The sequence below is a fragment of the Flavobacterium psychrotrophum genome, assembly GCF_003403075.1.
Classification (GTDB): domain Bacteria; phylum Bacteroidota; class Bacteroidia; order Flavobacteriales; family Flavobacteriaceae; genus Flavobacterium; species Flavobacterium psychrotrophum.
Genome location: NZ_CP031557.1, coordinates 3,811,295 through 3,838,035, shown reverse-complemented (window position 1 = coordinate 3,838,035; position 26,741 = coordinate 3,811,295). Strand labels below are relative to the sequence as shown.

Here is a 26,741-nt window from a genome sequence, read left to right as displayed (position 1 = left end):
CTACTTACTATATGACAAATTTAGAGATGCCCATCTTTAGTAACACTTGTGGAAAACTGTTTACCGACAAGGTTATTTTTGCATCCGCCCTTAGAGAAACAGAAATTGATACAAGAGAAATTAAAAACATTTCGTTTGCAGGTAGCGTAAAAACATCAAGTCTGCTATTTCTTGCCGTACCGGCTATGCTTATTTTTATACCATATTTTTTCTTTCACGAGTCAGAGGTTTTCCTCAAGTTCCTGGTTACAGTATTGGGTGTTGCTTTCTTTACAATAGCCGTCATAAAAGCACAAAAAAGCTACAGGCTCAAGGTAAATCTTAAAAATGGCGAAACCATAACATGGAATGTATGGCAGGGCAATATGCGCGAGGCTAATAAGTTTGTAGAACAGGTAAAGAACCGCCTTCGCAGACAGGCTTAAAACCTCTCAGCGCTGGCTTTCTTCCAGAAATAAAACATTTCTGTAGGAACGCTGTGGCCTTCCAGCATAGATCCTGCTACAGGTTCAGGATATGTTTGTGCATAGGTTTTAATGGTAGTTCGGTCAGTGCGCATACTTACTACATCGCGGCTTACATCATCCGGGTGTTTTATACCTGCAGAAGCCATAAGGTCTACGGCGCTTTTTACTGTTTCGTGCTGAAAACGTGCTACACGTATGCTCTTTTCTTCAGGTACTAAACCTTTAACCAGCATGGGGTCTTGAGTAGCTACACCTGTAGGGCAGGTATTGTTGTGGCATTCCAGTGCTTGTATGCAACCCAGTGCAAACATCATCCCGCGGGCAGAATTACATAAATCGGCTCCTATAGATAGCGAACGTATAATGTCAAAGCCGGTAACTACCTTGCCGCTGCAAATAATTTTTATCTCTTTTTTTAGGTCAAACCCGGTAAGGCAATCATATACAAATGCTACAGCATCGCGTAGCGGCATACCTACGTGATCGCTATATTCTTGTGGAGCCGCACCTGTACCGCCCTCGCCACCATCTACTGTAATAAAGTCAAAATAGGTTTTGGTTTGTACCATTGCTTTACAAATGGCTATAAACTCAGATTTGTTGCCTATACATATCTTCATGCCTATGGGCTTACCGCCAGATCCTTTTCGCAATACTTGTATAAAGTTCATTAGTTCCAGTGGTGTGGTAAAAGCAGAATGCCCGGGAGGTGAAACAATGTCTTTTCCTTTGCCTACAATACGTATCGCTGCAATTTCATCGGTTACCTTTTCTTTTGGTAGTATACCACCATGCCCTGGTTTTGCGCCCTGGCTAAATTTTATTTCAACCATTTTTACTTTGTCCAGCACGGCTCTTTTAGCATATTCTTCGTAGCTGAAATTACCATCGGCATCGCGGCAGCTAAAATAACCTGTACCTATGTTCCACACAATGTCGCCACCGTTTTCTAAATGGTAAGGAGATAAGCCCCCTTCGCCGGTGTTGTGGTAAAAGCTGCCTTGTTTTGCACCTCTGTTAAGCGCTATAATGGCATTCTTGCTTAACGATCCGTAACTCATGGCACTAATGTTAAAAAGGCTTGCCTCGTAGGGCTGTGTGCACTGTGATGAGCCTATGCGTACACGTGGCTCTGGGTTTACCTGCTCAAAAGGAATAGCGCGTATGCTGTGGTTTATCCACTCATAGCCTTCATCGTATACGTTTAGCTGGGTGCCAAAGGGTGTGGTGTCTGTTTCTTTTTTACTGCGCTGGTACACCAGGCTGCGCTGAAGGCGGTTAAAAGGTTTGCCTTCAAGATCTGTTTCTATAAAATATTGGCGTATCTCAGGCCCTATAGATTCCAGTACATAGCGCAAACGCCCAAGCAAAGGAAAATTACGGCGTATGGTTTTTTTAGACTGGTACATATCATACAATCCCATAAGTATGAGTGGCAGGAATATGAGAAGCAATAGTACCGACTTAATATTGATATAAGAGAGTAGTGCAATTATTGATAAAGATGTGATGCAAAAAAGCAGGAATATTTTTCTCATTAGAGGAGTAAATTACAGATATAACAAATATACATAATTCAATGGAAGTGCCAATATGTGCAGGGTTAAGGATAAATGCAATAGCTCTTTGTGTGGATTACTTGTTAATATATTGAGAATTGATTGGTTTTTTGTAATTTAGTATTCCCATAAATATGTAAAATGACTAATACTACGCAACAGGTATTTACAAATACCTGCGGAAAAATTTTCCGTAACCAGTTAATCCTTGCTACTTCTAAGCGCGATTCATCTCTATCTTATGATGAAATTAAAAGTATCTCCTATGAAAAAAAACGTAACAAGAGCGATCTTTTAATAGCAATACTGCCTGCCATGTTAATTGCAATTTCTTTTTTTCTTAAAGAGCATGAATCTTTCTTAAAAATACTGTTCATAACGCTTGGCATATTAGGCATGGCTGCGGTTTTTTTTAAAGGGCAAACAAGGTATGTGGTAATTGTAAGGAAGACAGATGGCAAGTCGATAACGGTAAGGGCTGCCGGAAAGCGGGAGGCTGAAAAATTTGCAGGCCATGCTAATAGTGTTTTGCAAAAACACAAATCAAATAATACCCCGGGTAGTGGAGGTGTATCTGCTAATAACATAATGCCATTTGCATCATTTGAATAATTAAGTGGTATATGTATTCTCTGGTTAGTGTGATGATTTCTTAGCAATTGCACTTAGCATTGTTATGAATATGTTAATTTACAAGTTTTCATGCCTCAAAATTTTTAATTTTACGGAAACCAGAGAAACTCCATGAAAACAACACACCAACCGGTATTTGCTAATACCTGTGGGAAAATTTTTGCCCGGAAGGTAGTTCTTGCTACTTCTACCAGCGAAAAAGTTCTTGAAATGGAAGATATTCGACAAATGTCTTTCAGAAAAACAACTCCTGTTTCAGGATTGTTATTTGCCGCATTACCGGCGTTATTAATAATTGTTGCTTTTTTTCTTCCTAAAGAAGATACATTCCTAAAAGTATTATTAGGTATTTTAGGTACTATCGGCGTAGTTGTATCGCTCTTAAAGGCTAAGAAGCAACATACACTTGTTGTGAAAACTGCTGACGGGCAGAAATTTACGATTAGTGTATGGGAAGGAAACGCCAAAGAGGCTGCAAAGTTTGCCGACAAGGTAAACGGTATGCTTAAAACCGTTAAAGAAGCCGGTTTGGATGAAGAAACTAATGCTGTTAAAGTTGAAATGTCTGCTGTATCGGCAGAGTAGATTATAAGCTAACGTTTTAAGTAATAAAACACAAAATCCTTTTTGGTTACTCAAAAGGGATTTTGTGTTTTTATAGAATGCTGTTTAAAAGCAATATCCCAGGCGCAAATGCAGGTCTAATGCTACACCCTCGGGGTCGGCATAATATTTCCTGTCGTTACCAAATATACTATAATAGCCAATGCCAATACCGGCTTCATAATTAAATCCGCTGTTTCCTATTGTGCGCCTTATGCCCCATTTAGGAATGATATATACTGTGTTTTCGGTTATTATATGGTCTTTGTTAGATAATATAAACCAATCTGGGCTGTAGCGCAACGACACTGTAGCAAAGTTAGCGCTGTTTTTAGATGTACGTTTGCCTTTTGCTGCACGTTTTGATATGTTGTAATAGTATCTTGGCTCCAGGTTTATAGCAGGCATCAGCCCCCATACATCGGATGTATTGCCATTTGCTGAGAAGGCAGCATCAAGGCCTGCTTCTGTGCGCAGTGCCCATTTGTTACCAAGGCGCGACTCATTATTTATATATACCCCCAAAAAGCCGGGCTGAACATTAAAAATTGATTTCTCTACTAAAGCGGTGCTTTCCTGTGCTAAAGTTGTTAAGCTGCTAAGTGCCATTAGGGCAATTGCTATTGTTTTTTTCATGGTCGTTGGTTTGTTACCGGGCAAAAAAAATCCCGCTACAAAAGTAGCAGGATTTAGTGTTTTTCAAAGTGTTGAAAATTATTTTGTAATGTTCAGTTTTTTAGAAAGGTCTTTTGGTAATCCGCCTTTATTTAAAAGTATGGCGGTAGTTTTGTACTTTACAAAGTTTTTAGTCATGTACAGGTAGCCTTTATAGTCGTTAGTGGCACCCCATGAATTTTTAACAATGTAATATTCTTTGCCATTCTGGTCTTTGCTAACGCCTACAATGTGCATACCGTGGTCATCGGTAGTCTGGTAGTTGTCAAACGCCTTTTGGCGCAGTTCAGGCGTAATATCCAGTTCTGTTTGCGGGCCTTTAAACAAGCCTTCTTTTTCTTCTGCAGTCATATCAGCAAAGTTCTTGTTAGGTATGTATGCCACACCGTTTTTCCAGCTAAAACCTTTTTCAGTAACGTCGCCCGCCCAGCCTACAGTATAACCGTTTTTAAGGGCATTGTCTATAATGTCTGTAAGTTCATTCATCTTTACATTATAGATCAGGTCTAGGCTCCAGTTGTCTGGTACCATCATTACAAACTGGCTGTAATATGGGTGATCTGTAAACGATGAAAGCTCTACATACTCGTCTGGATTAATACCTATAACTTCTTTAGCAAAAGTTTGCGGTGTATATTTTTTACCTTTAAAATCAAAGTTTTTAGGTACTTCGCCCAGGTAGCTGTCTATAACGGCAGTGTAGGCTTTTTGCCAGCTAGGGCTAAGTTCGCCATTCGGGTTTTTAACCACAGCGGCAAGCAGGCCTTCGTTAATGGCAGCCATTTCGCCAAACTTATTATTTGTAGTGCCGTAGTTAAGACCTGTGTAAGCACTTTGCGGCAGCGCACCATATTTGCGGTACATATTAATAACATCGTGCAGCGCACCACCATCGCCCAGGGTAATAGCACCGTGCATGCGCACATAGTTAATACCTTTTTCAATATAAGCATTACGTGCAGTATAGATTTGGGATATCTCTACCGGCTGCTTGCCCAAGCGTATCATTTCGCTTTCAAGGAAAGAGTTTGCAGAATAGCTCCAGCAGGTACCGCTTGATCCCTGGTTTTTTACCGGAGTGTTTTCAATGTTTATTACATCTTTAAAAACAAAAGAGTCTTTACTGTTTGCACTCTGGTTGTTTTTTACTGAGTTTACCAGGTAATCCTGTGCTACGGCACTGTTAAGGCCGCCTGCTAATAATGCCACGGCAATAAATGGCTTTATCGAAAATTTAGTCATAATTACAATGTGTAATTTAGTTATGTTATAAGACTGCTAAAGTAAATAAAATTTAGCAAATGTTACTTATTTATGAATATTCTATAAAGTTTCCTTTAGCCATTTAAAGAATTCACGCTGCCATATCATGGCATTTTGCGGTTTTAGCACCCAGTGGTTTTCATCGGGAAAGTAAAGAAAACGACTTTTTATACCCCTTAGCTGTGCTGCCTGAAAGGCTTCCTGGCCCTGCCCAACAGGCACGCGGAAGTCTACACCACCTTGTATTATAAGTATAGGGGTGTTCCATTTGTCAACAAAGTTTATTGGGTTAAACTGGCTGTATGCTTTTTGTGCATCGGCATTGTCTTTTTCCCAATACGCGCCACCATTTTCGTGGTGCGTAAAAAACATCTCCTCGGTAGTGCCATACATGCTTTGCAGGTTAAATACCCCGTCGTGTGCGATGAAAGATTTAAACCTGTTGTTGTGTATACCTGCAAGATAGAATACAGAGTATCCGCCGTAGCTGGCGCCCACGGCACCCAGTCGGGCTTTGTCTACATACGCTTCTTTACTAACATCATCAATAGCGCTCAGGTAATCATTCATTACCTGGCCGCCCCAGTCTTTGCTAATGGCTGCATTCCATTCTACACCGTGGCCCGGCATACCCCTGCGGTTAGGTGCCACCACTATATAACCTTGTGCTGCCATAAGCTGAAAATTCCAGCGGAAGCTGTAAAACTGGCTTAGTGCGCTTTGTGGCCCGCCCTGGCAATATAGTAGGGTTGGGTATTTTTTCTTAGCGTCAAAATTAGGGGGCAATACTACCCAAACCAGCATCTTTTTGCCATCTGTAGTGGTTACATAACGCCTTTCTGTTTTGCTTAATGCAAGCTTGCTGTAAACAGCATCGTTTACGTGTGTAAGTTGTTTCCAGGTTTTCTTTTTAAGGCTGTAGCTGTAAATTTCGCTGGCATGGTTCATGTCGGTACGCTCTACAATTACATTATCTCCTGAAAAACCTGTAATGTGGTTGATGTCAAAAACACCATCGGTAAGCTGTTGTACGGTAATGGCAATTTTTGTCCTGCCTGGAAAGTTAACCTCAAACAATTGCTTAGTGCCATCTACCGGAGCCAGGAAGTATACCTTTTTACCATCTGCACTCCACGTAAAAGCATCTACAGTACCATCCCAGTTTGCGGTAAGGTTCATGTCGATGCCGTTAAAGCGCACGATGATGTCGTTTTTATCAGACTCGTTGCCGGCTTCTTTCATGCGGGTCCAGGTAAGGTAGCCCTGTGGCGAATAAGAAGGATTCATATCATACCCCGCATTATCCGGTGTAAGGTTTACCGTTTTTTTTGACTCAATGTTGTATTCATACAGGTTTGTATCTGTGCTAAGCGCATAAGCTGTACCCGATAATTTTTTGCTTACATATACGATACTTTTTCCGTCTGGTGACCAAATGTAATCTTCATCGCCGCCAAAAGGTTTTTGCGGTGAATCGAAAGGTTCATTTGGCATAACGTCTGTCCAGTTGTCTTTCTTGTCAACAGGGTGGTAGCCTACATGGTTGTGTGTACCGTTGTTCCAGGTGTCCCAGTGGCGGTAATCAAGTCCGTCATAAATTTGTACAGTACTTTTCTGCAATTCAGGATAGTAATCGCTTCCGTTTACTTTTTCTACTTTTATCTCTTTGCTTTCCAGCAGCCATTTGCCGTCGGCAGAAAGGTTACGGTCGGCCACAAGGCCGTCGGTTTTTTCGAGTGGGGTAGCAGTGCCGCCGTTAACCGGGATGCTGTAAAATTTAGCATCCGATTTATTTTCGCCTACCTGTGGGATAGATACCTTATAGATTACTGACTTTCCGTCTTTAGAGATGCCCACCGCGCTTACACGCCCCAGGCTCCACAGCATTTCTGGTGTCATTGTTTGTTGTGCCGCAGCAGATAATCCCATGATGCTAAGTGTTAACAGGAGAATTTTTTTCATTGTTTAATGGTTTACAAAAACTTTTCCAAAAGTAAGTAATCCTTAAGAGATAGCCGCGAATTTCATGAATAAGCACAAATTTGGATGTCGTTTCGCTTTTCATTTTAACATCTTTAGGCAGAAATAGGGGAGTGTAGGATATTGAGGATTAGTACCCGAAGAAAAAGGAAATGAAAATACTTGCCTTTAATTAACTCTTAGCTAAAGGTGCATTAAAAAATTATCAGTAATTTCACGCACTCTAAAAAAGTCAATTTGAAAAGCAACAACAAATTATTTATCGCCATAATAATAGGCCTTGTGCTGGGTGTGGTTGCAGGGGCAGTTGTTTTTTACCAAACCCCCGAAGATGCACCTGCTTTTGCAAAAAACATAAAACTGCTGGGTACACTATTTATCCGTATGGTGCAAATGATCATTGCGCCGCTGGTATTTAGTACACTCGTGGTGGGCATTGCAAAAATGGGCGATATTAAAATGGTAGGCCGTGTAGGGGGTAAAGCCATAGGCTGGTTCCTTACAGCATCGCTGGTTTCGCTGTTGCTGGGCATGACGCTGGTAAACTGGCTGGAGCCGGGAAAGACCACACAAATTGACATTCGCTCTTTAGAGCCTGCAGGCGACCTTGTTGCGGGTACGCAGTCTTTTTCTCTCGAAAATTTTGTAGTTCATATTGTACCAAAAAGCCTTTTTGAAGCGTTTGCTACTAACGAGATATTACAAATTGTAGTATTCTCTATTATGTTTGGCATCGCGCTGTCATCAGTAGGCGAAATAGGTAAGCCCGTTATAAAAGTACTGGATATAATAGCACACGTAGTGCTTAAAATGGTTACCTATATTATGTGGGTGGCACCTGTAGGTGTTTTTGGTGCTGTTGCAGGAGCTGTAGCCCTGCACGGGCTCGACATCTGGAAGCTGTATGCCGGTTACCTGGGCGCATTTGCGCTTGGTATCGTATTGCTTTGGGTGGTGTTGCTAACTGTAGGCTACCTTATACTGGGCAAGCGCCTGTTTGTGTTGCTTAAAAGGCTTGCAAGCCCATTGCTTATTGCATTTAGTACTACTAGCAGCGAGGCGGTTTTCCCGAAGCTTACCGAAGAACTGGAGCGCTTTGGCTGCGACCCTAAAATTGTATCGTTTACGTTGCCACTGGGTTATTCATTTAACCTGGACGGCAGTATGATGTATATGACCTTTGCCAGCCTGTTTATTGCCCAGGTATACGGTATAGATATGCCGCTGGAAAAACAGCTGCTTATGCTTATTGTACTAATGCTTACAAGCAAAGGTGTAGCCGGTGTGCCAAGGGCATCGCTTATTGTAGTGGTAGCCACCTGCGCCATGTTTGACATACCTGCGGCAGGCATAGCTTTAATATTACCAATAGACCACTTTTGCGACATGGCGCGCAGTATGACAAATGTGCTGGGCAATGCCCTTGCCACAAGTGCCATAGATAAGTGGGAAAATAAAAACTGATCAATCAAATAAATCACAAATAGCATGGAAAAAGGTTTCGACTGGATGCAGTTAATAAACCCGGAGTTTTATATCAACCTACATTTAGGCAGTGTGCCTATAGGCATTTATGTAGTGTTGTTTATTGTTTTTGCAGAGACAGGCCTTTTTGCCGGTTTCTTTTTGCCGGGTGACAGCCTTTTGTTCCTGGCCGGTATTTACAGCGAATCGCTTATGCTTACCCTTGCAGACCTGGGTAACGAACATATTAATGTGGCCGCACTTGCTGCCCTTGTAGCAGTTTCGGGTATTGTAGGTAATACCTTTGGTTACTGGTTTGGTTCTAAGAGTGGCACCTACCTTTACAGCAGGAAAGACAGCTTTTTATTCAAAAAGAAATACCTTATACAGTCTCAGGAGTTTTTTGAAAAGCACGGTGGCAGGGCGATAATCTTTGCAAGGTTTTTACCCATAATCCGTACGTTTGCTCCCATTATTGCCGGTGTGGTAAAAATGGACAAGAAAAAATTCATGCTCTATAACATGATCAGTTCTGTCCTTTGGGCGTTTGCGCTGATATTTGCAGGGCATTATCTTTCGTCGTTGTTCCTTAAATCATTTGGCATCGACCTTAAAAAACACATCGAAATCATCATCATTGGTATCGTGCTTATTACTACCGTGCCGCTTATACTTAATGCTATTAAAGGCAACAAGGTAACCGAAGAGGAAGCTCTTGAAGAGCTTAAAGATGGTAATGATGATAACGAAACCAAAATTTTTCCTAACTAAGCCATGAACCTTAGCTGGTGGGAAATAGATTCCTGGTTCAGCAATGTAGACTATACCATTGTGGGTAGTGGCATTGTAGGCCTGCACACGGCATTGCGCCTGCGCGAGCGTTTTCCTGACAGCAAGATACTTATACTAGAACGTGGCGCTTTGCCACAGGGAGCCAGCACCAAAAATGCTGGCTTTGCCTGTTTTGGGAGCCTTAGCGAAATTATAGACGACCTTAGCAATTATACTGAAGTAGAAGTAACCGGATTGATACAAAAGCGCTGGCAGGGGTTGCAATTACTGCGCAACCGTCTGGGTGATGCCACGATCGACTTTAAGCCCTACGGTGGTTACGAGATTTTCCCGGAAAGCGATACCGAAGGTTATGAACAGTGCCTGCGCCGTATGCCGTTTGTAAACGATGTGCTGCGCCCGATGTTTAAAGCTGATGTGTTTACTAAGGAAACGGATCGTTTTAATTTTAAAGGCACGAAAGAATATTTAATATTCAATCCGTTTGAGGGGCAGATCGATACCGGGCGTATGATGCAGGCGCTTTTAAAACAAGCCCATGAAAAAAATATCCTGATACTAAACAGCCAGACAGTAACAGCATGGCATGAAAAACCAGATGGGGTAGAGGTTGCTTTAGGTGATTTTTCTTTCCGGACTAAAAAGCTATTGTTTGCGACCAATGCTTTTGCCGGCCAGATTACTAACGGCGCGGTAAAACCCGCCCGTGCGCAGGTGCTGATTACAGAGCCGATACCTAACCTCGACATCCGCGGAACGTTTCATATTGACAGGGGATATTATTACTTCCGTAATATTGGCAACCGTATATTGTTTGGCGGTGCGCGCAACCTCGACTTTGAGGGTGAGACCACAACACATTTTGGTACGACCGATATAATCCAGAACCGGTTGGAACAACTGCTGCGCGAAACCATATTACCGGAAACCGAAGTGAAGATTGCCCACCGTTGGAGTGGTATTATGGGAATGGGCAGCCAAAAGAATCCAATCGTTCAGCAACTATCAGAGCACACTTATTGTGGTGTACGGCTTGGCGGTATGGGTATTGCGATAGGTAGTATTATCGGGATGGAGTTGGCGGATTTGGTGTGATGTAATTCTCTGAAAAAGTCTCCTTAAAAAAATTATCTCCTGCATCTGCTGAGAGTTTACTGGCAAGTTTCCACACAATATCCTCCCAGTTTTTCCAATCTTCGCTTTGTGGATTTCTTGTTGATATAAATGTATTAAGGTGAGGATTACAAATATGCAGATTATAGGAAACTTCAGCTATAGCTGTATGCTGGTTGCCCGGATCAGTAAGATTAAAGTTATGATGCTCTGATATAGTGTCTTTAATTTTATCACCAACCAGTGTTTCTGTATGAAAACCTTCATTACTGCCCATTGAATAGTAAAGCCCTGTAATTAGTTCTTCTGCATTTGTATATTTCCTAAATGCATGCTGTTTGAATTTTAAGCCAAAAATAGTGAACCAGCCGGTAAATGAAACCGAAATATCTATTACCCAGAAATATTCCATGAATTTCTCATTCTCACGAAAACCTCTTGCATCACGCAGGGTTAATACTCCGGAGTCCAGCTTGGGCAAGCCAAGTTTTTCTGCAATTGTAGCTTCCCGTTGTAGTTGATACAAATGTGTTTCTAAAGCGGTTTTGCCAGAAGTAGGGCGTTCCATAATTGGGTATATTAATTTCTGTTTAGGAGCTTCCGTTCCGGATTTCTTGGAGTTTCCTGTTTGATGCCGGTAAGCAGTGCTAATTAGGCAAAGGAATAGAGAAGCTTTTCATTGGGTTGGTTGTAGGCATATGCTATCTACTGCCAAACTCTTTTCTAAGACTGTCTTTTGTGGTTAGCAGCCTTTGTTTTTGAGCATCGTTCAGTTCATTACGCGACATGATCTCAAATATTTCACCCTGTACTTCAAAGTAATTAATAGTGTGCTCTGAATGTAGTTTAGAATAAAAGGCATCAATTTCCTGCTGCCCTTTGTCCTTTTTGTATTTGCCGAAATTTTCACGCATTTTTAAAAAGCCAAAGAAGACTATAACCGCGATTATTAGCGTAATGATATGGCGTGCTTTCATGGTGATTGGTTAACTATTGGTTGATAACAAATATAGCAAATTATTTTTGTGGCTGCGCGATAGCCGTCTAATCGCCTCCGCCACAACCTCCGCAGCCTCCACCACAACCTCCGCTTCCGCAGGAACCACCGGAAGAACAACCACCCGAACCACCATCGCCGGCACTCCCCGTGTTAGGATCATACCTGGGGTATGCTATTGTAAGCAGGGCAGCATTTAACAAGGCAGGTCCTTCAGCCACATAGCTCCACTGCAAGTCGCGCCTTATTTGCTCTTTAGACAGTACATGGTTAAGATAGTAGCCCGCTATAACATTACCCAACGGATTTTGTAGCATCAGTTTAAAATGCATTACGGTTGCAATGGTAAAAAACAAGCCGATCATAACAATAAAATCTACGGGCTTGTGGCGCATTAAACCTGTAAAAATGCGCACGTAGATGAAAAGTAACGGAATAGCAAAAAGCACCATGTTTATAAGCAAAAGCTTTCGGAATTTTTCAGACCCAAGAACATGATTGTTCACTACTTCCATGCTGTGCTCTATATTGCCGAATATAGGTTTTTGCTGAAGCTCTTCTAATATGCCGGCATGCGATATGCGGTTGTACTCATCAAGTTTATGCATTGCCTGCCGCATATACGGTTCATTTACCTGTCTTTTCTCAGGTATAGAAAATGCACCTTCTTGGTCTATTTCGGCGACATCTTCGTACATCAGTTCGCCAAGGCTGCCATTTATAACTGCGTTAATATTGCCCGTTTTCAGGTAAATTACCTCAAAGGGGTGTAGGCTGTGTATAAACGAGTCCTTTTCTGCGTCATTAATCAATCTTTGCAGGTAACGGTTGTTAAAGTAATGCTTTAATGAGAAGAAAACCGTTAGTGCTGTAATGGCTATACTAATAATAAATACGGGGCTGCTTATATGTACGTATATTGGCCTTAAAAGCATATAAGCAGGCATGAGCAGCGCTGCGGTTGTAAGTATTGCATATATAAAAAGGCTCTGTATGCTTTTAGATGATTGCGGCAGCTTTAATGATTGCAGCATGGTGTGGTTATGCCATATTGCCTTAGGCTGCTCGCCAAATACGGCATTATATTGCTTTGTGGTGTGTTCTTTTGCTATTCTGAATTTTTCAAAATCCAGGCTGTTGTGAGTAGAAGGTATGTGTTGTATCTGTTTTTCCAGCAGGTTGCAAAAGGCTGTGTAGGATTGTGTAAAAATAAGGTGCTGGTGCCATACAATATCTACAATTTCTGATGGCGAAACCATACTGCCCGTTGTGGCGGCTAAGTACATAAACTTTTTATATTCCGATAAAGCCTGCCGGGTAAAGTAGTGAGTCCAGCAGTTTTCTTTTGCAAGGCGGATGGTAAAGGTGTAATCACCGGAATCATCAAATTCAAAATCAAGTACTTTTTGCCAAAGTTCGTTATTCATGCTCATGTTGGTTAGTTTTTTCTGGCATGATAAAGGTAGGAGGAAGTACTGTTTCAAGCGTGTTTTTTCGTTACAGCAGTATTGGGTTTTGATGCAATTATTAGGTCATCCCTATATACAACTACTATTCTGCACTTACACCAAAATATATATTACTTAAATTAACCTTGACTTCGTAACGAATGCCATCCCTCTTATATATACCCTTTGGGAAAATTTTATCGTCTGAAAGCGTACCCAGGCCATACATAATAATCTCAATTTCATCATCTGTAATATAACGGTAAGCCGGGCCCGCTGCAATCATGCCTTTCATGGCATGAACGATTTCCATTTGAGAAGGAACATTAAAATCATGACTGCTGAAAAGAACAACTTTTACTACTGCATCATTCTTGCCGAGCTTGGCTGCAATATTAATGTGTTCGGTTAGGGGCATGTTACAAATGATATCGTGATCTACTGTTATAACCTCGCCTTTTTTAAGCCGCATTTCCCAACCCAACTTTTTCATAAATGCATTAAACCGTTCTCTGAAAACATCTGGCGTCTTTGCAAACTCATAATCGCCCGAAATGAAAGGATCTGTAGCAATCCTGTTTGTATCTTTTACCATGGGAGCCGTGGTATCAGCTTCTACCTCAGGTTTTAGCTGGACAGCAGGTTTTTTGGGCAATGCTTCTTTTTCCCGTTTACATGATGGGATAGTCAGGAGTAACAAGCTCATTACTAAAGAAAAAATGACGGACCTTATATTCATATATGAGTGAGGTGGTTATCTGAATATAACGGTAGAAAATATAAATATTATACAACCTCAAGTCGGGATTTAACTTTCTTAAACTTTCGGTATTGCCTATAGTAAATGAAACAACACTCTGGCATTATTTTACCGGTCAGGCTCTTACATTACGACCACAGCGTAGCGAAGTGGAGAAATCTCGGTAGATAATATTTCATGAGATTACCGCGGTCGTTCCTCCGCTCGCAATGACAGTACCTGAAGATAGTACTCCTAATAGCACGAGTGAAGCTACTGACTACTCCGACTGATCAGTGCCTGCTCCCCGCTGCCTCTTTTTCTTCTCTACCACAGCACCACCTACAATAACCACAATTTCGCCACGGGGCTCTTTTGCTGTAAAATGTGCCAGTACCTCGGTAGCGGTACCGCGTACGGTTTCTTCGTGCAGCTTACTAAGCTCTCGCGAAACAGAAACAGGACGTTCTGCACCAAAGTACTGTATAAATTCACCCAGTGTTTTTACCAGCTTGTGGGGCGACACATAAAGTATCATAGTCCGGGTTTCTTCGGCTAATGCCAGGAAACGTGTCTGGCGGCCTTTTTTATCAGGCAAAAAACCTTCAAACACAAACTTATCATTCGGCAGGCCGCTGTTTACCAGGGCAGGTACAAAGGCTGTAGCGCCCGGCAAACACTCTACCGGAATGTTGTTTTCGACACAGGCACGGGTAAGCAAAAAACCGGGGTCTGATATGGCAGGCGTACCGGCATCGCTTATCAGGGCGATGGTTTCACCGCTTTGCAGGCGCTGTATAACGCCCTCTACCGTTTTGTGCTCGTTGTGCATATGGTGGCTCATCATGTGTGTGCCTATCTCAAAATGCTTTAGCAGCTTGGCGCTGGTGCGGGTATCTTCGGCAAGGATAAGGTTTACCTCCTTAAGTACCTTTATGGCGCGAAAGGTCATATCTTCAAGGTTACCTATGGGCGTGGGTACAATATATAATTTAGACATTAACTGAATTTTTTCTCTACAAGCTGCATAAAGCGCTCTTCATATTCTTCTTTACCTGCCCAGTTGTTATAGTCTGGCTTTACAAGGTCGGCTATAAAATCTTTTGCCTCATCAAAAGTATTCAACGTATTAAGCTGCGATACCACGCGGTTCAGGTCTTCGCTGCTACCGCCAAAAAGATTCTTTTCAAATGCAATGCGATCGTTAAGACCCAGGCTTAGGGCACGCACAAAACCGTCGTTAAACTTAGGAGCTACCGGGGCAACGGGTACAGCTACAGGAGCAGGTTTAGGAGGTTCCGGCGTTGCAGGAGCAGTGGGTTCCGGTGCTTTGGCAGGCTCCCAGTCGCGCCAGTCGCGCAGGGTTTCAGCTTTTGGCTGTTCGGGCTGCTTAGGTGTTTCCGCTTCCGTAGATTTAGATGGTTCCCAATCGCGCCAATCGCGCAACGGTGCATTTGTAGCATCGGCCTGAGATTCGTCGATTTTTGGTTCCTCAGCTTTAGGGGCTTCCTGTGCGGGAGTGCCTTTTGCAGGTTCCCAGTTACGCCAGTCGTCTAAGGTAGGATCTGGAGTTTCAGCAGGTTTTGCATCGCCACCTTTCTTTACAAATTCAGGCTCCTGGTAATTGCGGAAATCCTCCAGCGATACCTGTTTTGGCTTAAAGTCGTCTTCTAATTTTTTATCAAAATTAAAGTCAAACCCCGTTTGACCTGCATCGGTTCCTTTTGTGTAGTCTTTTTCTTCTTCACTCACCGCAGGCTTTCCTGATGGAAGGTCAATGCCCTCGCCCAGGTCATTGCCCTTGTCTTCACCGTCTTTTTCAGGCAGTGTGCCTATTGCAGGCATTTCAGGTTCTGGTGTAATAGCTATTTCCTCTTCAGGGTGCAGGCCAACTTCAGCATCTACTATTATTTTTGCAGGCCGAACTTCTTTTGCTGGTTCAGTTTTTTCTTCTTTTTGTGCTACTTCCTGCGCCGCTTTCTCTTCTTCGGCTACCGGTGCTTCTTCTTCGATTTCCTCCTCTACAGGTTCTTCTGTTTCAGGCTCGGTTTCGCTTTGTTCAGGCTCGGCAACTTCAGATTCTTCCTCAGCCAGGACTTCTTCTGTTTCCTCGGCTTTTGGCTCTTCGGTTTCTGCAACTTCTGCTTTTTCTTCAGGAGCTACTTCTTCGGCAGGTTCTTCCTGCTTTTCTGCTGCTTTAGGTTCTTCTATAGTAGTTTCAGGTTCAGGAGTAGTTACCTCTTCTTCCTTTTCGATAGTTGCATCCTCTACTTCCTCTTTAGAGGTTGGGGTGCTATATATTTCCTCCAGCTTAGCCTCGGCAGACGCATAACCTATAGTGGGTTTTACTTCGCTAAAATTATCTTCTACGAATTTAAGTACCGACAGCTTTTCATACAGCTTAAGGGTTTCCTGCTGCAACTGGTCAAGCTCTGCCCTGTTCTTTAATTTAAGGATACGGTGGGCAATGCTTATAAGCTCGGCTTCTAACTTTTTCTTCATAACTTTTGAGATAATAAGGGGTGGCGCAATAGTTTTTTAATAAATTTGTTTCAATACAAAGTAACACAAAACATTTGTGTTTTTATCCCTACAAATTACAAAATGTTTCTCGAAAATACGGTTAATCATAAAGAACAATTTGGGTGGATAGAGGTCATCTGCGGCTCAATGTTCTCCGGAAAAACGGAAGAGCTGATACGCAGGCTTAAGCGCGCCCAGTTTGCAAAGCAAAAGGTAGAGATCTTTAAACCCGCCATAGATACGCGCTACCACGATGAGATGGTAGTATCTCACGACAGCAACGAAATCAGGAGTACCCCGGTAGAGTCGGCCTCAGTTATACGGCTGTTGGCACAGGGCTGCGAGGTAGTAGGCATAGACGAAGCCCAGTTTTTTGATGATGAGATTGTAGCCGTGTGTAACGACCTTGCCAATAACGGCATTCGCGTTATAGTAGCCGGGCTGGATATGGATTTTAAAGGCAACCCCTTTGGCCCGATGCCTGCACTTATGGCTACAGCCGAATATGTTACTAAGGTACACGCCGTATGCACCCGCACCGGTAATTTAGCCAACTACAGCTTTCGCAAAGCCAATAATGACAAACTGGTATTGCTGGGCGAAACTGAAGAGTATGAACCACTGAGCAGAGCAGCATATTATGAGGCCATGAAGCAAACAAGCCCGTTTAAGGAGAAAATTGATATACACCAAGATATAAAAAAAGACACACTGTAAGTTATACGTATTAATTTTTTATATTTGTACGTATAACTAATTTGGTATGTCTAAACTTACATTAAATATAAGTGATGAGACGATTGCAAGAGCAAAAGTCTATGCTTCTGAAAATAACAGGAGCCTATCTGCAATTATACAATCGTATTTAGATAAAATTACTTTAGATAAGGATACTAAAGATGATCTTGAAGAAATCAAAATATCTTCTTTTGTAAAAAGCTTGTCTTTAAAAAATACGCTTCCTGCTGATTATGATTATAAAAAAGCATTGGGTGACTATTATTCTGAAAAATATAAATAATGCGATTATTTATAGATACTAATGTGATGATTGATATCATCGACACAAGGGAGCCATTTTATATCGATGCTGCGAAATTGATTGTTCTTGCTGAAAGAGGACAAGTTCAAATTACGGCATCTTCACTTTCTTATGTAAATACTTTTTATGTACTTGAAAAAACACATCCAAAAGATATTTTAAAAGAAACATTGAAAAAATTCAGGATTATCTGTAATGTTGCTGAGATAGATGAGCTAAACATTGATAAAAGTCTTTATTCATCATTTAATGATTTTGAAGATGCTGTACAGTATCACAGCGCTATACATAGCGAGTCTGATATTTTTATTACAAGAAATAAAAAAGATTTCAAAAAATCAGAAATTCCGGTAATGACACCTATTGAATTTTTGGCTTCAATAAAAAGCAAATAACCCTTGAGCGTCCACATCCAAAATATTACCACCGCCCTAAAAGCAACTTTTAACGGTACGCAGCCCGACATGGAAATAGACAACGTTTCTATAGACAGCCGGTCGCTGCAAAACAATTATGGCACCTTGTTTTTTGCCCTTGGCGGCCAAAACCGCGACGGTCACCAGTTTATAACTGCGCTTATTGCTAAGGGCGTCGTTAACTTTGTGGTTAATCACATCCCGAATGAAACATTAGGCAAAGCCAATTTTTTTGTAGTGCCTGACACTTTAAAAGCGCTACAGGATTTTGCGGTGTATTACCGTGGACTGTACAGTTTCCCTGTAATAGGCATTACGGGCAGCAACGGCAAAACCATCGTAAAAGAGTGGCTTAACTATGTGCTGAGTCCAGATTATAATATTATCCGTAGCCCGCGCAGTTATAACTCGCAGGTAGGCGTGGCGCTAAGTGTTATTGGTATTAACGAGCATCATGATTTGGGAATTTTTGAAGCGGGAATTTCTACCACTGGTGAAATGCAAAAGCTGGAACCCATAATCCGTCCGGATATTGGGATACTCACGCATATAGGTCCCGCACACGATGAGGGATTTGCATCGCAAAATCAAAAGATAGCAGAAAAGCTACAGTTATTTACCCATGTAAAGACACTGATCCTGCAAAACAATGCTGCCGTTAACGCGCTACTTCCGGAAAGCGCGCACACATTTACCTGGGGATTTGACGACGCCAGTGCCGATGTAAACATCGCCAAAAAACTACATAACGGTGGCACAACACTAACCATACACTACAGAGGCGACTTTGAAGTGCAGGTTCCGTTTACAGATGCTGCTTCGGTAGAAAATGCCATAAGCTGTATACTGCTCATGCTGCATTTAGATTATAGTCCCGAAACAATAACTGACCGTATAGGCGGACTCTATCCTGTAGAGCTGCGCCTTCAGGTTAAGAATGGCATTAACGGCTGTACCCTGATAGACGATAGCTATAGCAGCGACTACCAAAGCCTTAAAATAGCGCTCGACTTTTTAGAGCAGCACAAAACACACCAGAAGAAAACGGTTATACTATCTGATGTGTTCCAGAGCGGGTTTGATACCCAGGTGCTTTATGCTAAAGTTGCCAGGTTGCTCGCCGGGCATAACATTAGCCAGGTTATAGGCATAGGTGAAACCATAAGCCGTGAGTTAGCCGAGTTTCCTAATTTTTATGGTTATACAACCACTACCGATTTTTTAACCCATTACCGTGCCAATGCCTTTGAGGATGAAACCGTACTGATAAAAGGTGCGCGCAGTTTCCGTTTTGATGAAATTGTGGTGTTCCTTGAAGAAAAGACCCATGAAACGGTGCTGGAAATCAACCTGAACTCTGTTATCCATAACCTTAACTTTTATAAGAGCAGGCTAAAGCCAACGACCAAAATTATGGTTATGGTAAAAGCCTTTGGCTATGGTGCAGGCAGCTACGAAATTGCCAAGGCATTAAGCCACCAAAAGGTAGATTACCTGGGTGTGGCCTTTGCCGATGAAGGTATTGCCCTGCGCAATGCGGGCATTACTACGCCTATAATCGTGATGAACCCGGAGAGTACTGCCTTTGCAGCTATGGCGGCCTATAATCTGGAACCCGAAATTTATTCGGCCAAGGAACTACGTTCCTTCATCGCTATGGCGCAACAAAAAAACCTGAGCAACTACCCCATACATATAAAACTAGATACGGGCATGCACCGCTTGGGCTTCCAGCAAAACCAGATAAGCGAACTCATAGATTTACTTCGTAATAATAATCTCGTTTCGGTTAAAAGCATCTTTACACACCTTAGTGCAAGTGATGATGTACAGTTTCGCGATTTTACGCTGGAGCAGGTTAATAAGTTTGAGGCGTGGTCAGGTCAATTGATGTCCGATTTGCACATACAGCCACTTCGCCACGTACTTAACACGTCAGGTATTTACAATTATCCCGAAGCGCAGTATGATATGGTACGTCTGGGTATTGGCCTCTACGGCGTGGGTAATGATGCTACTGAGCGTAAGAGCCTGCAAACCGTAGGCACGCTAAAAACCATTATATTACAAATAAAAGAAGTGCCCGCTGGCGATAGCGTAGGATACAGCCGTCGCTTTATGGCAGATAAGCCTGTACACATTGCCACACTACCCATTGGCTATGCTGATGGTATTCCGCGTGCGTGGGGCAATGGCAAGGGTTTTGTAACCATCAACGGGCAAAAGGCCACGATACTGGGCAGCATCTGTATGGATATGCTTATGGTAGATGTTACGGGTATTGACTGCAAAGAGGGCGACACCGCTATTATCTTTGGCGAAAGCCCTACCGTTGTAGAAATGGCCGAGGTGCTCGGTACCATTCCGTATGAGATATTAACGAGTATTTCACAACGGGTAAAGCGGGTGTTTTTTAAAGAGTAAATGGCCTCACCCATCCCTCTTAGAAAGTCATCACGAGAACATTTTATATATTTTCTTAACCACATAGGAACATAGGCTTTCGGGTCAAAAGGGAGCGTAGAAATATGATTTTGCACATAGCGCTATGTAAAGCATAGCTTTTACTATGCAAGCTTTTAGCCGCTAAAATGGCTATGTATCTATATGGTAAAAATCGAATATAAAAGAAATATGTCTACACGATAGTAATGAAAAGAGAGTGGCCTCATTCTTATTTTAAATCTGCGTTAGTTCATGTCTGCACAGCATTCTCGTCACCTGACTGCCGGCAGGCAGGTCCGCGTTCCAGGAGTCAATCTCATTTTAACACCCTTTCACAACCTCCTAACACCTTTTTCTGTAATGGATAGATTACTTTTTGTAAATTAGCAATACCAGAAAGCTAATTTTAAACTAAAACCTGATCTAATTATGGCGTTTTTTAAAGAATTTAAAGATTTTGCCCTTAAAGGCAATGTTGTAGACCTTGCTGTGGGTATTGTTATTGGTGCAGCATTCAGTGCCATCGTAAAATCATTGGTAGATGATATTATTACTCCGCTAATACTTACCCCTTTGCTGGAAGCTGCAAGAATAAAAAACATACAGGAATTAACTTGGGGTGCAGGTATTAAATATGGTAATTTTCTAAGCAATATAATTTCATTTATTATTGTTGCATTTGCATTATTTATTATTGTAAAGGGTATTAATGCTACGCGTAAAAAAGAAGAAACTAAGCCTGCAGCACCACCAGCGCCAAGCAATGAAGAAAAGCTATTGATGGAAATTCGTGATGCCCTTAAAAGCAGGCCGTAATGAACAGCAAGCACAGGAAAGATATGTCGGGATGGATTGGACTCGAAATTATCTGTGAAATAATCGGGTTAATTTTCGATGTGTTCGATTAATTATAACAAAATGTTATTTTAGAAGTTTCCGCTACACTAGATATTCTATTTCTAACAAAACCGTCCTTAGGGGGCGGTTTTTCTTTGTTATATTTTTGTGAGACGAAACATTTTTATAACTACTTTTGGCTCAATCTAATTTATTAATAACACTATTATTATGAAAGTTGCTGTTGTAGGCGCTACCGGAATGGTAGGCGAAGTAATGCTGAAAGTACTGGCTGAGAGGAATTTCCCGATAACCGAACTGATACCTGTGGCCTCTGAAAGGTCGGTAGGTAAGGAAGTGGAATATAAGGGAAGCAAGTATAAGGTGGTAAGCCTTGAAACTGCCGTAAGCATGAAGCCACAAATAGCGCTTTTTTCGGCGGGAGGAAGCACTTCTTTAGAATGGGCACCTAAATTTGCCGAAGCAGGTACTACCGTTATTGATAACTCAAGCGCATGGAGGATGGATCCAACTAAAAAACTAGTGGTGCCTGAGATTAACGCTTCTGAACTTACGACCAACGATAAAGTGATAGCCAACCCTAACTGCTCTACCATACAAATGGTACTGGCACTGGCACCACTACACAAACAATATAACATAGAGCGCGTGGTGGTTTCTACCTACCAGAGCGTTACCGGTACAGGTGTTAAGGCTGTAAAACAACTTGAAAACGAGTATGCAGGTATAGAGGGAGAAATGGCGTACAAGTACCCTATTCACCGTAATGCCATCCCTCAAATCGATGTGTTTGAAGCCAATGGCTATACCAAAGAGGAGATGAAGATGGTTAAAGAAACCAAGAAGATCATGGGTGATGATGCTATCAGGGTTACAGCTACCACGGTGCGCATCCCTACCGTGGGTGGGCACAGCGAAAGCGTAAACATTGAGTTTACTAACGACTTTGATGTGGCTGAGGTGCGTAACATACTGGCAAACACGCCGGGCATTACCGTTCAGGATAATATTGATGCCTTTGAATATCCAATGCCGCTATATGCAGAAGGTAAAGACGATGTTTTTGTGGGCCGAATCCGCCGCGACGAAACCCAGCCTAATACCCTTAATATGTGGATTGTTGCTGATAACCTTCGTAAAGGCGCTGCTACAAACGCAGTACAAATCGCCGAGTATTTAGTGGAGAATGGTTTAGTATAAGTTTTTCCATTACTTTGTCAATTCGGGCGATTCCATTCCGACCGCAGCGCAGCTAAGTGGAGGAATCTCAATCACGTAATGACTATCATTTTAAAACTCTTTTCGAGATGTCTCAATTCCGCTGCGCTTCAATCGACAAGGAAGAGCGTTTTCATTTCGGGCGAAACGAAGTGTAGTCGATAAATCTAGAATCTCAATATTTACGATATATCGTAAAAACCCGCAGACGAAAGTTTGCGGGTTTTTTGTTCGCTACTATTTTAGTACCTTTATCATTAGCAATAATGCGAATTTGTTATGACTAAACTTCCCAAGAGAATACTGGCGCGGCAGCATGAAATCACTGCAGACTACCTGCGTGAGCTTGATGCGCACTTGCTTGATATTACTGAAGGCCGGTCAGACCGCATGTTTGAAATACGTGATCTGGCTGCCATCCTGCATATACACCCCACGCATCTTACCAATACCATAAAACTTACTACAGGCAACCATCCCTGTTTTTATTTTGAACAGAAAATCGTGGCGGTTGCTAAAGGCCTCATAGAAGCTAATGAAATGCCCATTACTGCTATAGCAGGTTTACTTACATATGACCCTTCTAACTTTACAAAGTTCTTTAAGCACTTTACGGGTCAAACCCCAACACAGTACCGGGAGGAATTTTTCAGGCAAAAAACTGAAATCCTCACCAATTAAACTGAAATCCTCACCAGTAATTGCCATATGGTGCAAGCTACTTTTATTCCTGTAATTTTAATACTAAAATCATGGAACAGAAAATAGCTGTTATAACCGGCGGAAGCCGCGGACTGGGCAGGGATATGGCTCTTAGCCTTGCCAAAAAAGGTATCGACCTTATATTTACTTACAATGCAAATAAGGCAGAGGCAGATAAGGTAGTGCAAGAGATTAAAGCATTGGGGCAAAAGGCCATTGCTTATCCGCTTGACATTACCAAACCGGAATTGTTTGATGCATTTATAGATACAGCAATGGCACATCTGAAAGAGCATACAGGTAAAGCAAAGTTTGATTTCTTAATTAATAATGCCGGGTTTATTCACTACGAAAATTTTGATGCAGCAAGCGAAGAGCAATTTGACGATATGCTGAAAGTACATTTTAAAGGGCCGTTTTTACTCACGCAAAAAGTGCTGCCTTATCTTAATGAAGGTGGAGGGATTATCAACATTTCATCGGGCTTAACCAGGTTTGCCACACCCGGATATGCTACCTATGCAGCTATGAAAGGTGCTATGGAAACCCTTACGCTCTATCTTGCAAAGGAGCTTGGATCAAGAAAGATAAGAGCAAATATTGTGGCACCGGGAGCCATTGAGACCGATATACAGGGTGGTGCGGTTCGCGATAACGCCGACCTTAATGCGTATCTTGCTTCGCAAACGGCGTTGGGCCGTGTAGGATTGCCGGGAGATGTTGGGGGTGTTGTAGCTTTTCTATGTACTGATGATGCCCGTTGGATTACTGCACAGCGCATTGAGGTTTCAGGGGGTATGAATTTATAAATATTTACGATATATCGTAAAAACCCGTAAGTGAAAGCTTGCGGGTTTTTTGTTTTATACAGAGTTTTAAAGGTAATAGATGCTAAGTAAAAGTGGACTCTATGAATTGTTTAGGGTAGCGATTAAACAGATTTGGATAAACAAGATTTTTGTCAAGCCCAGCGGGGTATTATGTCTATAGCAATTATAACATGCATGGTGGGAAGTCCCGGCGGGACGGCATTTTTTCTTATACATTTTGACACAAATTACTATTGATAGATATGCCGCTCCTCCCCAGCTAGCGCGAGCGTCCCGCTCGTGCGAACTTGCGGGTTATTAGGTAAGAAGCAAACTTAATACTGCCCGCTAACCCCTATTCACACCTTACATCCCTCAGTCTCAACTGCAATTTAACTTCGCCGTTCCACTCGTTTTCTTCGATGCTGTAGGCTGCATCAAACGTACCGCCGTTGCAGGTCAAGTCCTGCTTTTTGCCAAGTCCAAAACCAATAGCGCCATAACTTTCAGAATCGCCTTGCTTTACATAAAGTTTCAGGTGCTCGTTATCGCTGCCTATGGCTTTGCCGTAGCCGGTATCGCGCACGTTTCGGGTCATGAATACAGGTGTCATATTGCCGGGGCCAAACGGTTCAAACTGTTTTAGTATCCTGAAAAACTTAGGGGTAATATCGTTAAAGTCAATTTCTTCATCAATTCTTATTTCCGGAATCAATAGTTCCGGTGCAATGGTTGCCGATACTACCTCTTCAAACTTATTACGGAAGTTTTCGTACTGCTCCTCTTTCAGCGTAAGCCCGGCAGCATACATATGCCCGCCAAATTGCTCCAGGCAGTCGGCGCAGGCCTCCAGAGCATTATAAACATCAAAATCACGAACCGACCGAGCAGAAGCCGCCAGCTTATCGCCGCTTTTTGTAAATACCAGCGTAGGGCGGTAGTAGGTTTCAATAAGTCGCGATGCCACGATGCCTATCACACCCTTGTGCCAGTCTTCCTGGTACACAACTGTGGTTTTGCGGTCGTGGTCGTTGTTGCGGTCTATCTGCGCCAAAGCTTCTACAGTAATTTGTTTGTCAAGGCCTTTGCGGTCGGTATTAAAGGTCTCTATCTGCGCAGCAAATTCCTCTGCCTGGGTCAGGTCAAACTCTGTAAGCAGTGCCACGGCGTGGTTACCGTGGCTGATGCGCCCGGCAGCGTTAATGCGCGGGGCAATGGTAAACACTACATCGCTTATGGTAAGTATTTTCTTTTTTACGTTTTGTATCAGTGCCTTAATGCCTGGCCTGGGGTTGGTATTGATCACGTCCAGGCCAAAGGTGGCGAGTATGCGATTCTCTCCTGTTATGGGTACAATATCGGCAGCTATGGCGGTGGCTACTAAATCAAGCCACGGCAGCAGATCCATGATGGTTTGGTTGCGGTTAGCCGCCAGTGCCTGAACCAGCTTAAAGCCTACACCCGCACCGCACAGTTCATCATACGGGTAAGTGCAGTCATCGCGTTTAGGGTCGAGTACCGCTACCGCATCGGGCAGGGTGTCGCCGGGGCGGTGGTGATCGCAGATGATAAAGTCGATGCCCTTCTCATTGGCGTAGGCCACTTTATCCGGACTCTTAATGCCGCAGTCTAAGGCAATGATCAGCGTACAACCGTTATCATCGGCATAGTCGATACCGGCAATCGATACGCCATAGCCTTCGCCATACCGGTCAGGAATATAGGTGTCTACATTTGGATAAAAGCTGCGCAGGTAGCCACTCATAAGCGATACGGCCGTGGTACCATCTACATCATAATCGCCAAAAACAAGTATGCGTTCGCCATTAGCCACGGCCTGTTCAATGCGTGCCACGGCCTTGTCCATATCCTTCATCAAATACGGGTCGTGCAAATCGTTTAACGACGGACGAAAAAACTGCCTTGCCTCCTCAAACGTGCTGATGCCGCGCTGTACCAGCAACGTTGCAATGCGGGTATCTACGCCCAGTGCATCGCCCAGTTGGTTTACGATTAAAGGATTAGGTTTTTCGGTAAGGGTCCAGCGCATTGAGAAGGGTTTTGGGTAAAAGTAAGGTTTTATTTCAAAAATGCGATGCTACTAATTTCCCTAATGGAATGAGGAATTTCTTTTCGGATTTGTGTATTTTCAGCGAAATTATTTAAAGTCTCTCGCTAAGACGCCAAGGTGCAAAGCCAAGCTATTTGAAGTGTTGGAAGATTAATTCTTGAAATTTATTGTAATTCATGCACCAAACCCATTACACATAAACCTAAATCCCTAATTTTGCACCTGCCTTAACGATACGTTTTTTATGCTGCGAAAAATACTCCGCTTTTTTTGGAAAATTACCATGTGGTTCATTGTAGTCTCGGTACTCTCTGTGGTGCTGTTCCGGTTTATACCGGTGCCGTTTACACCATTGATGATAACCCGCGCCATAGAGCAAAAGGCCAATGGAGAAGATATGCACAGCAGCCACGACTGGGTACCACTGGAAGAAATTTCTCCCAACCTTCAAAAGGCAGTAATAGCCAGCGAAGACGCGACGTTTTTTACCCATCATGGTTTTGATTTTAATGCTATGTTTAAGGCGTATAAAAACAACAGTAAGGGCAAGCGCATAAAAGGCGGCAGTACCATAAGCCAGCAAACGGCAAAAAACGTGTTTCTTTGGCAGGGGCGCAGCTATGTGCGTAAGGCTTTTGAGGCATATTTTACGGTTTTGATAGAACTGCTGTGGAGCAAAGAACGTATAATGGAAGTGTACCTTAACAGTATAGAGATGGGCGACGGTGTGTATGGTGCACAGGCAGCTGCACAGCACTGGTATAATAAAGACGCAGTTAACCTTACCAAATACCAGGCGGCGGGCATTGCAGCCATATTGCCAAATCCGCTTAAGTTTAAGGCTTCGGGTTCTTCAGGATATACAGAGCGTAGAAAGAGCCGGATTATTAAGCACATGCGCTACGTAAAATTAGATTACTAAAA

Annotated in this window: 26 protein-coding genes; 15 read left to right on the top strand and 11 right to left on the bottom strand. The window is 42.6% G+C overall.

Annotated features, from left to right (window positions below):
- Positions 1-11 precede the first annotated feature (11 nt).
- Entirely contained in the window at positions 12-425 is a 414-nt protein-coding gene (locus tag DYH63_RS16630; RefSeq protein WP_116789864.1) for a hypothetical protein, read from the top strand.
- Here DYH63_RS16630 and DYH63_RS16625 read toward each other — a convergent pair.
- Complete coding sequence (locus tag DYH63_RS16625; RefSeq protein WP_116789863.1) at positions 422-2,005, bottom strand: FMN-binding glutamate synthase family protein; 1,584 nt, start codon at positions 2,003-2,005, stop codon at positions 422-424. The two genes, DYH63_RS16630 and DYH63_RS16625, sit on opposite strands and share 4 nt — an antisense overlap.
- Positions 2,006-2,167: 162 nt before the next feature.
- Between DYH63_RS16625 and DYH63_RS16620 the strand changes: the two genes are divergently transcribed.
- Positions 2,168-2,638: a hypothetical protein gene (locus DYH63_RS16620; RefSeq protein ID WP_116789862.1), complete on the top strand. Its 471-nt coding sequence runs from the start codon at positions 2,168-2,170 to the stop codon at positions 2,636-2,638.
- A 132-nt stretch (positions 2,639-2,770) separates the two neighbouring features.
- A complete protein-coding gene (locus DYH63_RS16615) occupies positions 2,771-3,244 on the top strand; it encodes a hypothetical protein (RefSeq protein ID WP_116789861.1) in 474 nt (157 codons plus the stop codon).
- Positions 3,245-3,328: 84 nt separating this feature from the next.
- Here DYH63_RS16615 and DYH63_RS16610 read toward each other — a convergent pair whose 3' ends face one another.
- The 3 genes from DYH63_RS16610 to DYH63_RS16600 form a co-directional block, all read right to left on the bottom strand.
- Positions 3,329-3,898: a hypothetical protein gene (locus DYH63_RS16610; protein ID WP_116789860.1), complete on the bottom strand. Its 570-nt coding sequence runs from the start codon at positions 3,896-3,898 to the stop codon at positions 3,329-3,331.
- Between the two features lie 78 nt (positions 3,899-3,976).
- On the bottom strand, positions 3,977-5,179 hold the full coding sequence (locus DYH63_RS16605) for a C1 family peptidase (RefSeq protein WP_116789859.1): 1,203 nt from the start codon (positions 5,177-5,179) through the stop codon (positions 3,977-3,979).
- An 81-nt stretch (positions 5,180-5,260) separates the two neighbouring features.
- Positions 5,261-7,162, bottom strand: coding sequence for a S9 family peptidase (locus tag DYH63_RS16600; RefSeq protein ID WP_116789858.1), 1,902 nt, complete (start codon positions 7,160-7,162; stop codon positions 5,261-5,263).
- Positions 7,163-7,417: 255 nt separating this feature from the next.
- Between DYH63_RS16600 and DYH63_RS16595 the strand changes: the two genes are divergently transcribed.
- The 3 genes from DYH63_RS16595 to DYH63_RS16585 are packed head-to-tail and all read left to right on the top strand — an operon-like array spanning position 7,418 to position 10,531.
- Entirely contained in the window at positions 7,418-8,644 is a 1,227-nt protein-coding gene (locus DYH63_RS16595) for a dicarboxylate/amino acid:cation symporter (protein ID WP_116789857.1), read from the top strand.
- Positions 8,645-8,668: 24 nt separating this feature from the next.
- Positions 8,669-9,415, top strand: coding sequence for a DedA family protein (locus DYH63_RS16590; RefSeq protein WP_116789856.1), 747 nt, complete (start codon positions 8,669-8,671; stop codon positions 9,413-9,415).
- A gap of 3 nt (positions 9,416-9,418) precedes the next feature.
- A complete protein-coding gene (locus DYH63_RS16585) occupies positions 9,419-10,531 on the top strand; it encodes an NAD(P)/FAD-dependent oxidoreductase (protein ID WP_116789855.1) in 1,113 nt (370 codons plus the stop codon).
- On the opposite strand, the gene DYH63_RS16580 is transcribed toward DYH63_RS16585, so the two are convergent.
- From DYH63_RS16580 to DYH63_RS16555, 6 genes are all read right to left on the bottom strand, one after another.
- Positions 10,500-11,117, bottom strand: a complete 618-nt coding sequence (locus tag DYH63_RS16580) for a hypothetical protein (RefSeq protein ID WP_116789854.1) — start codon at positions 11,115-11,117, stop codon at positions 10,500-10,502. The two genes, DYH63_RS16585 and DYH63_RS16580, sit on opposite strands and share 32 nt — an antisense overlap.
- A gap of 133 nt (positions 11,118-11,250) precedes the next feature.
- Complete coding sequence (locus DYH63_RS16575; RefSeq protein WP_116789853.1) at positions 11,251-11,526, bottom strand: hypothetical protein; 276 nt, start codon at positions 11,524-11,526, stop codon at positions 11,251-11,253.
- Positions 11,527-11,593: 67 nt separating this feature from the next.
- Entirely contained in the window at positions 11,594-12,973 is a 1,380-nt protein-coding gene (locus tag DYH63_RS16570) for a glycine-rich domain-containing protein (protein WP_162927069.1), read from the bottom strand.
- A gap of 124 nt (positions 12,974-13,097) precedes the next feature.
- Positions 13,098-13,700 carry a hypothetical protein gene (locus tag DYH63_RS16565; protein WP_116789851.1) on the bottom strand — a complete coding sequence of 201 codons (603 nt, stop codon included), beginning with the start codon at positions 13,698-13,700 and terminating at the stop codon, positions 13,098-13,100.
- 313 nt (positions 13,701-14,013) lie between these two features.
- Positions 14,014-14,733 (bottom strand): 16S rRNA (cytidine(1402)-2'-O)-methyltransferase, encoded by a 720-nt coding sequence (gene rsmI, locus DYH63_RS16560; RefSeq protein WP_116789850.1) that lies wholly within the window; start codon positions 14,731-14,733, stop codon positions 14,014-14,016.
- The gene (locus tag DYH63_RS16555) at positions 14,733-16,235 is read right to left on the bottom strand and encodes a DUF8457 domain-containing protein (protein WP_116789849.1); all 1,503 of its coding nucleotides are present in this window, start codon (positions 16,233-16,235) and stop codon (positions 14,733-14,735) included. The genes rsmI and DYH63_RS16555 overlap by 1 nt, the downstream gene beginning before the upstream one ends.
- 102 nt (positions 16,236-16,337) lie before the next feature.
- On the opposite strand from DYH63_RS16555, the gene DYH63_RS16550 reads away from it, so the two are divergent.
- The 8 genes from DYH63_RS16550 (at position 16,338) to DYH63_RS16515 (ending at position 23,746) form a co-directional block, all read left to right on the top strand.
- On the top strand, positions 16,338-16,973 hold the full coding sequence (locus DYH63_RS16550; RefSeq protein ID WP_116789848.1) for a thymidine kinase: 636 nt from the start codon (positions 16,338-16,340) through the stop codon (positions 16,971-16,973).
- A gap of 46 nt (positions 16,974-17,019) precedes the next feature.
- Positions 17,020-17,277: a DUF6364 family protein gene (locus tag DYH63_RS16545; RefSeq protein WP_116789847.1), complete on the top strand. Its 258-nt coding sequence runs from the start codon at positions 17,020-17,022 to the stop codon at positions 17,275-17,277.
- Positions 17,277-17,693, top strand: coding sequence for a type II toxin-antitoxin system VapC family toxin (locus DYH63_RS16540; protein ID WP_116789846.1), 417 nt, complete (start codon positions 17,277-17,279; stop codon positions 17,691-17,693). Before DYH63_RS16545 ends, DYH63_RS16540 begins: the two co-directional genes overlap by 1 nt.
- A 3-nt stretch (positions 17,694-17,696) precedes the next feature.
- Positions 17,697-20,138 carry a bifunctional UDP-N-acetylmuramoyl-tripeptide:D-alanyl-D-alanine ligase/alanine racemase gene (locus tag DYH63_RS16535; RefSeq protein WP_116789845.1) on the top strand — a complete coding sequence of 814 codons (2,442 nt, stop codon included), beginning with the start codon at positions 17,697-17,699 and terminating at the stop codon, positions 20,136-20,138.
- Positions 20,139-20,588: 450 nt separating this feature from the next.
- The gene (gene mscL, locus DYH63_RS16530; protein ID WP_116789844.1) at positions 20,589-20,975 is read left to right on the top strand and encodes a large conductance mechanosensitive channel protein MscL; all 387 of its coding nucleotides are present in this window, start codon (positions 20,589-20,591) and stop codon (positions 20,973-20,975) included.
- A 252-nt stretch (positions 20,976-21,227) separates the two neighbouring features.
- On the top strand, positions 21,228-22,217 hold the full coding sequence (locus DYH63_RS16525) for an aspartate-semialdehyde dehydrogenase (protein ID WP_116789843.1): 990 nt from the start codon (positions 21,228-21,230) through the stop codon (positions 22,215-22,217).
- A gap of 297 nt (positions 22,218-22,514) precedes the next feature.
- Positions 22,515-22,916, top strand: a complete 402-nt coding sequence (locus tag DYH63_RS16520) for a helix-turn-helix domain-containing protein (protein WP_116789842.1) — start codon at positions 22,515-22,517, stop codon at positions 22,914-22,916.
- Between the two features lie 71 nt (positions 22,917-22,987).
- Complete coding sequence (locus DYH63_RS16515; protein WP_116789841.1) at positions 22,988-23,746, top strand: SDR family NAD(P)-dependent oxidoreductase; 759 nt, start codon at positions 22,988-22,990, stop codon at positions 23,744-23,746.
- 355 nt (positions 23,747-24,101) lie between these two features.
- Here DYH63_RS16515 and recJ read toward each other — a convergent pair whose 3' ends face one another.
- Positions 24,102-25,796 (bottom strand): single-stranded-DNA-specific exonuclease RecJ, encoded by a 1,695-nt coding sequence (gene recJ, locus DYH63_RS16510; protein ID WP_116789840.1) that lies wholly within the window; start codon positions 25,794-25,796, stop codon positions 24,102-24,104.
- Positions 25,797-26,061: 265 nt separating this feature from the next.
- On the opposite strand from recJ, the gene mtgA reads away from it, so the two are divergent.
- Positions 26,062-26,739: a monofunctional biosynthetic peptidoglycan transglycosylase gene (mtgA, locus tag DYH63_RS16505; RefSeq protein ID WP_116789839.1), complete on the top strand. Its 678-nt coding sequence runs from the start codon at positions 26,062-26,064 to the stop codon at positions 26,737-26,739.
- Positions 26,740-26,741: the final 2 nt, after the last annotated feature.

Coding starts and splice junctions, on each gene's coding strand:
- mtgA (WP_116789839.1), top strand. CDS start 26,062: ATGCTGCGAAAAATACTCCGCTTTTTTTGGAAAATTACCATGTGGTTC.
- DYH63_RS16565 (WP_116789851.1), bottom strand. CDS start 13,700: ATGAGCTTGTTACTCCTGACTATCCCATCATGTAAACGGGAAAAAGAA.
- DYH63_RS16600 (WP_116789858.1), bottom strand. CDS start 7,162: ATGAAAAAAATTCTCCTGTTAACACTTAGCATCATGGGATTATCTGCT.
- DYH63_RS16605 (WP_116789859.1), bottom strand. CDS start 5,179: ATGACTAAATTTTCGATAAAGCCATTTATTGCCGTGGCATTATTAGCA.
- DYH63_RS16610 (WP_116789860.1), bottom strand. CDS start 3,898: ATGAAAAAAACAATAGCAATTGCCCTAATGGCACTTAGCAGCTTAACA.
- DYH63_RS16615 (WP_116789861.1), top strand. CDS start 2,771: ATGAAAACAACACACCAACCGGTATTTGCTAATACCTGTGGGAAAATT.
- rsmI (WP_116789850.1), bottom strand. CDS start 14,733: ATGTCTAAATTATATATTGTACCCACGCCCATAGGTAACCTTGAAGAT.
- DYH63_RS16575 (WP_116789853.1), bottom strand. CDS start 11,526: ATGAAAGCACGCCATATCATTACGCTAATAATCGCGGTTATAGTCTTC.
- DYH63_RS16620 (WP_116789862.1), top strand. CDS start 2,168: ATGACTAATACTACGCAACAGGTATTTACAAATACCTGCGGAAAAATT.
- DYH63_RS16515 (WP_116789841.1), top strand. CDS start 22,988: ATGGAACAGAAAATAGCTGTTATAACCGGCGGAAGCCGCGGACTGGGC.
- DYH63_RS16520 (WP_116789842.1), top strand. CDS start 22,515: ATGACTAAACTTCCCAAGAGAATACTGGCGCGGCAGCATGAAATCACT.
- DYH63_RS16585 (WP_116789855.1), top strand. CDS start 9,419: ATGAACCTTAGCTGGTGGGAAATAGATTCCTGGTTCAGCAATGTAGAC.
- mscL (WP_116789844.1), top strand. CDS start 20,589: ATGGCGTTTTTTAAAGAATTTAAAGATTTTGCCCTTAAAGGCAATGTT.
- DYH63_RS16580 (WP_116789854.1), bottom strand. CDS start 11,117: ATGGAACGCCCTACTTCTGGCAAAACCGCTTTAGAAACACATTTGTAT.
- DYH63_RS16545 (WP_116789847.1), top strand. CDS start 17,020: ATGTCTAAACTTACATTAAATATAAGTGATGAGACGATTGCAAGAGCA.
- DYH63_RS16525 (WP_116789843.1), top strand. CDS start 21,228: ATGAAAGTTGCTGTTGTAGGCGCTACCGGAATGGTAGGCGAAGTAATG.
- DYH63_RS16555 (WP_116789849.1), bottom strand. CDS start 16,235: ATGAAGAAAAAGTTAGAAGCCGAGCTTATAAGCATTGCCCACCGTATC.
- DYH63_RS16590 (WP_116789856.1), top strand. CDS start 8,669: ATGGAAAAAGGTTTCGACTGGATGCAGTTAATAAACCCGGAGTTTTAT.
- DYH63_RS16550 (WP_116789848.1), top strand. CDS start 16,338: ATGTTTCTCGAAAATACGGTTAATCATAAAGAACAATTTGGGTGGATA.
- DYH63_RS16540 (WP_116789846.1), top strand. CDS start 17,277: ATGCGATTATTTATAGATACTAATGTGATGATTGATATCATCGACACA.
- DYH63_RS16625 (WP_116789863.1), bottom strand. CDS start 2,005: ATGAGAAAAATATTCCTGCTTTTTTGCATCACATCTTTATCAATAATT.
- recJ (WP_116789840.1), bottom strand. CDS start 25,796: ATGCGCTGGACCCTTACCGAAAAACCTAATCCTTTAATCGTAAACCAA.
- DYH63_RS16570 (WP_162927069.1), bottom strand. CDS start 12,973: ATGAATAACGAACTTTGGCAAAAAGTACTTGATTTTGAATTTGATGAT.
- DYH63_RS16630 (WP_116789864.1), top strand. CDS start 12: ATGACAAATTTAGAGATGCCCATCTTTAGTAACACTTGTGGAAAACTG.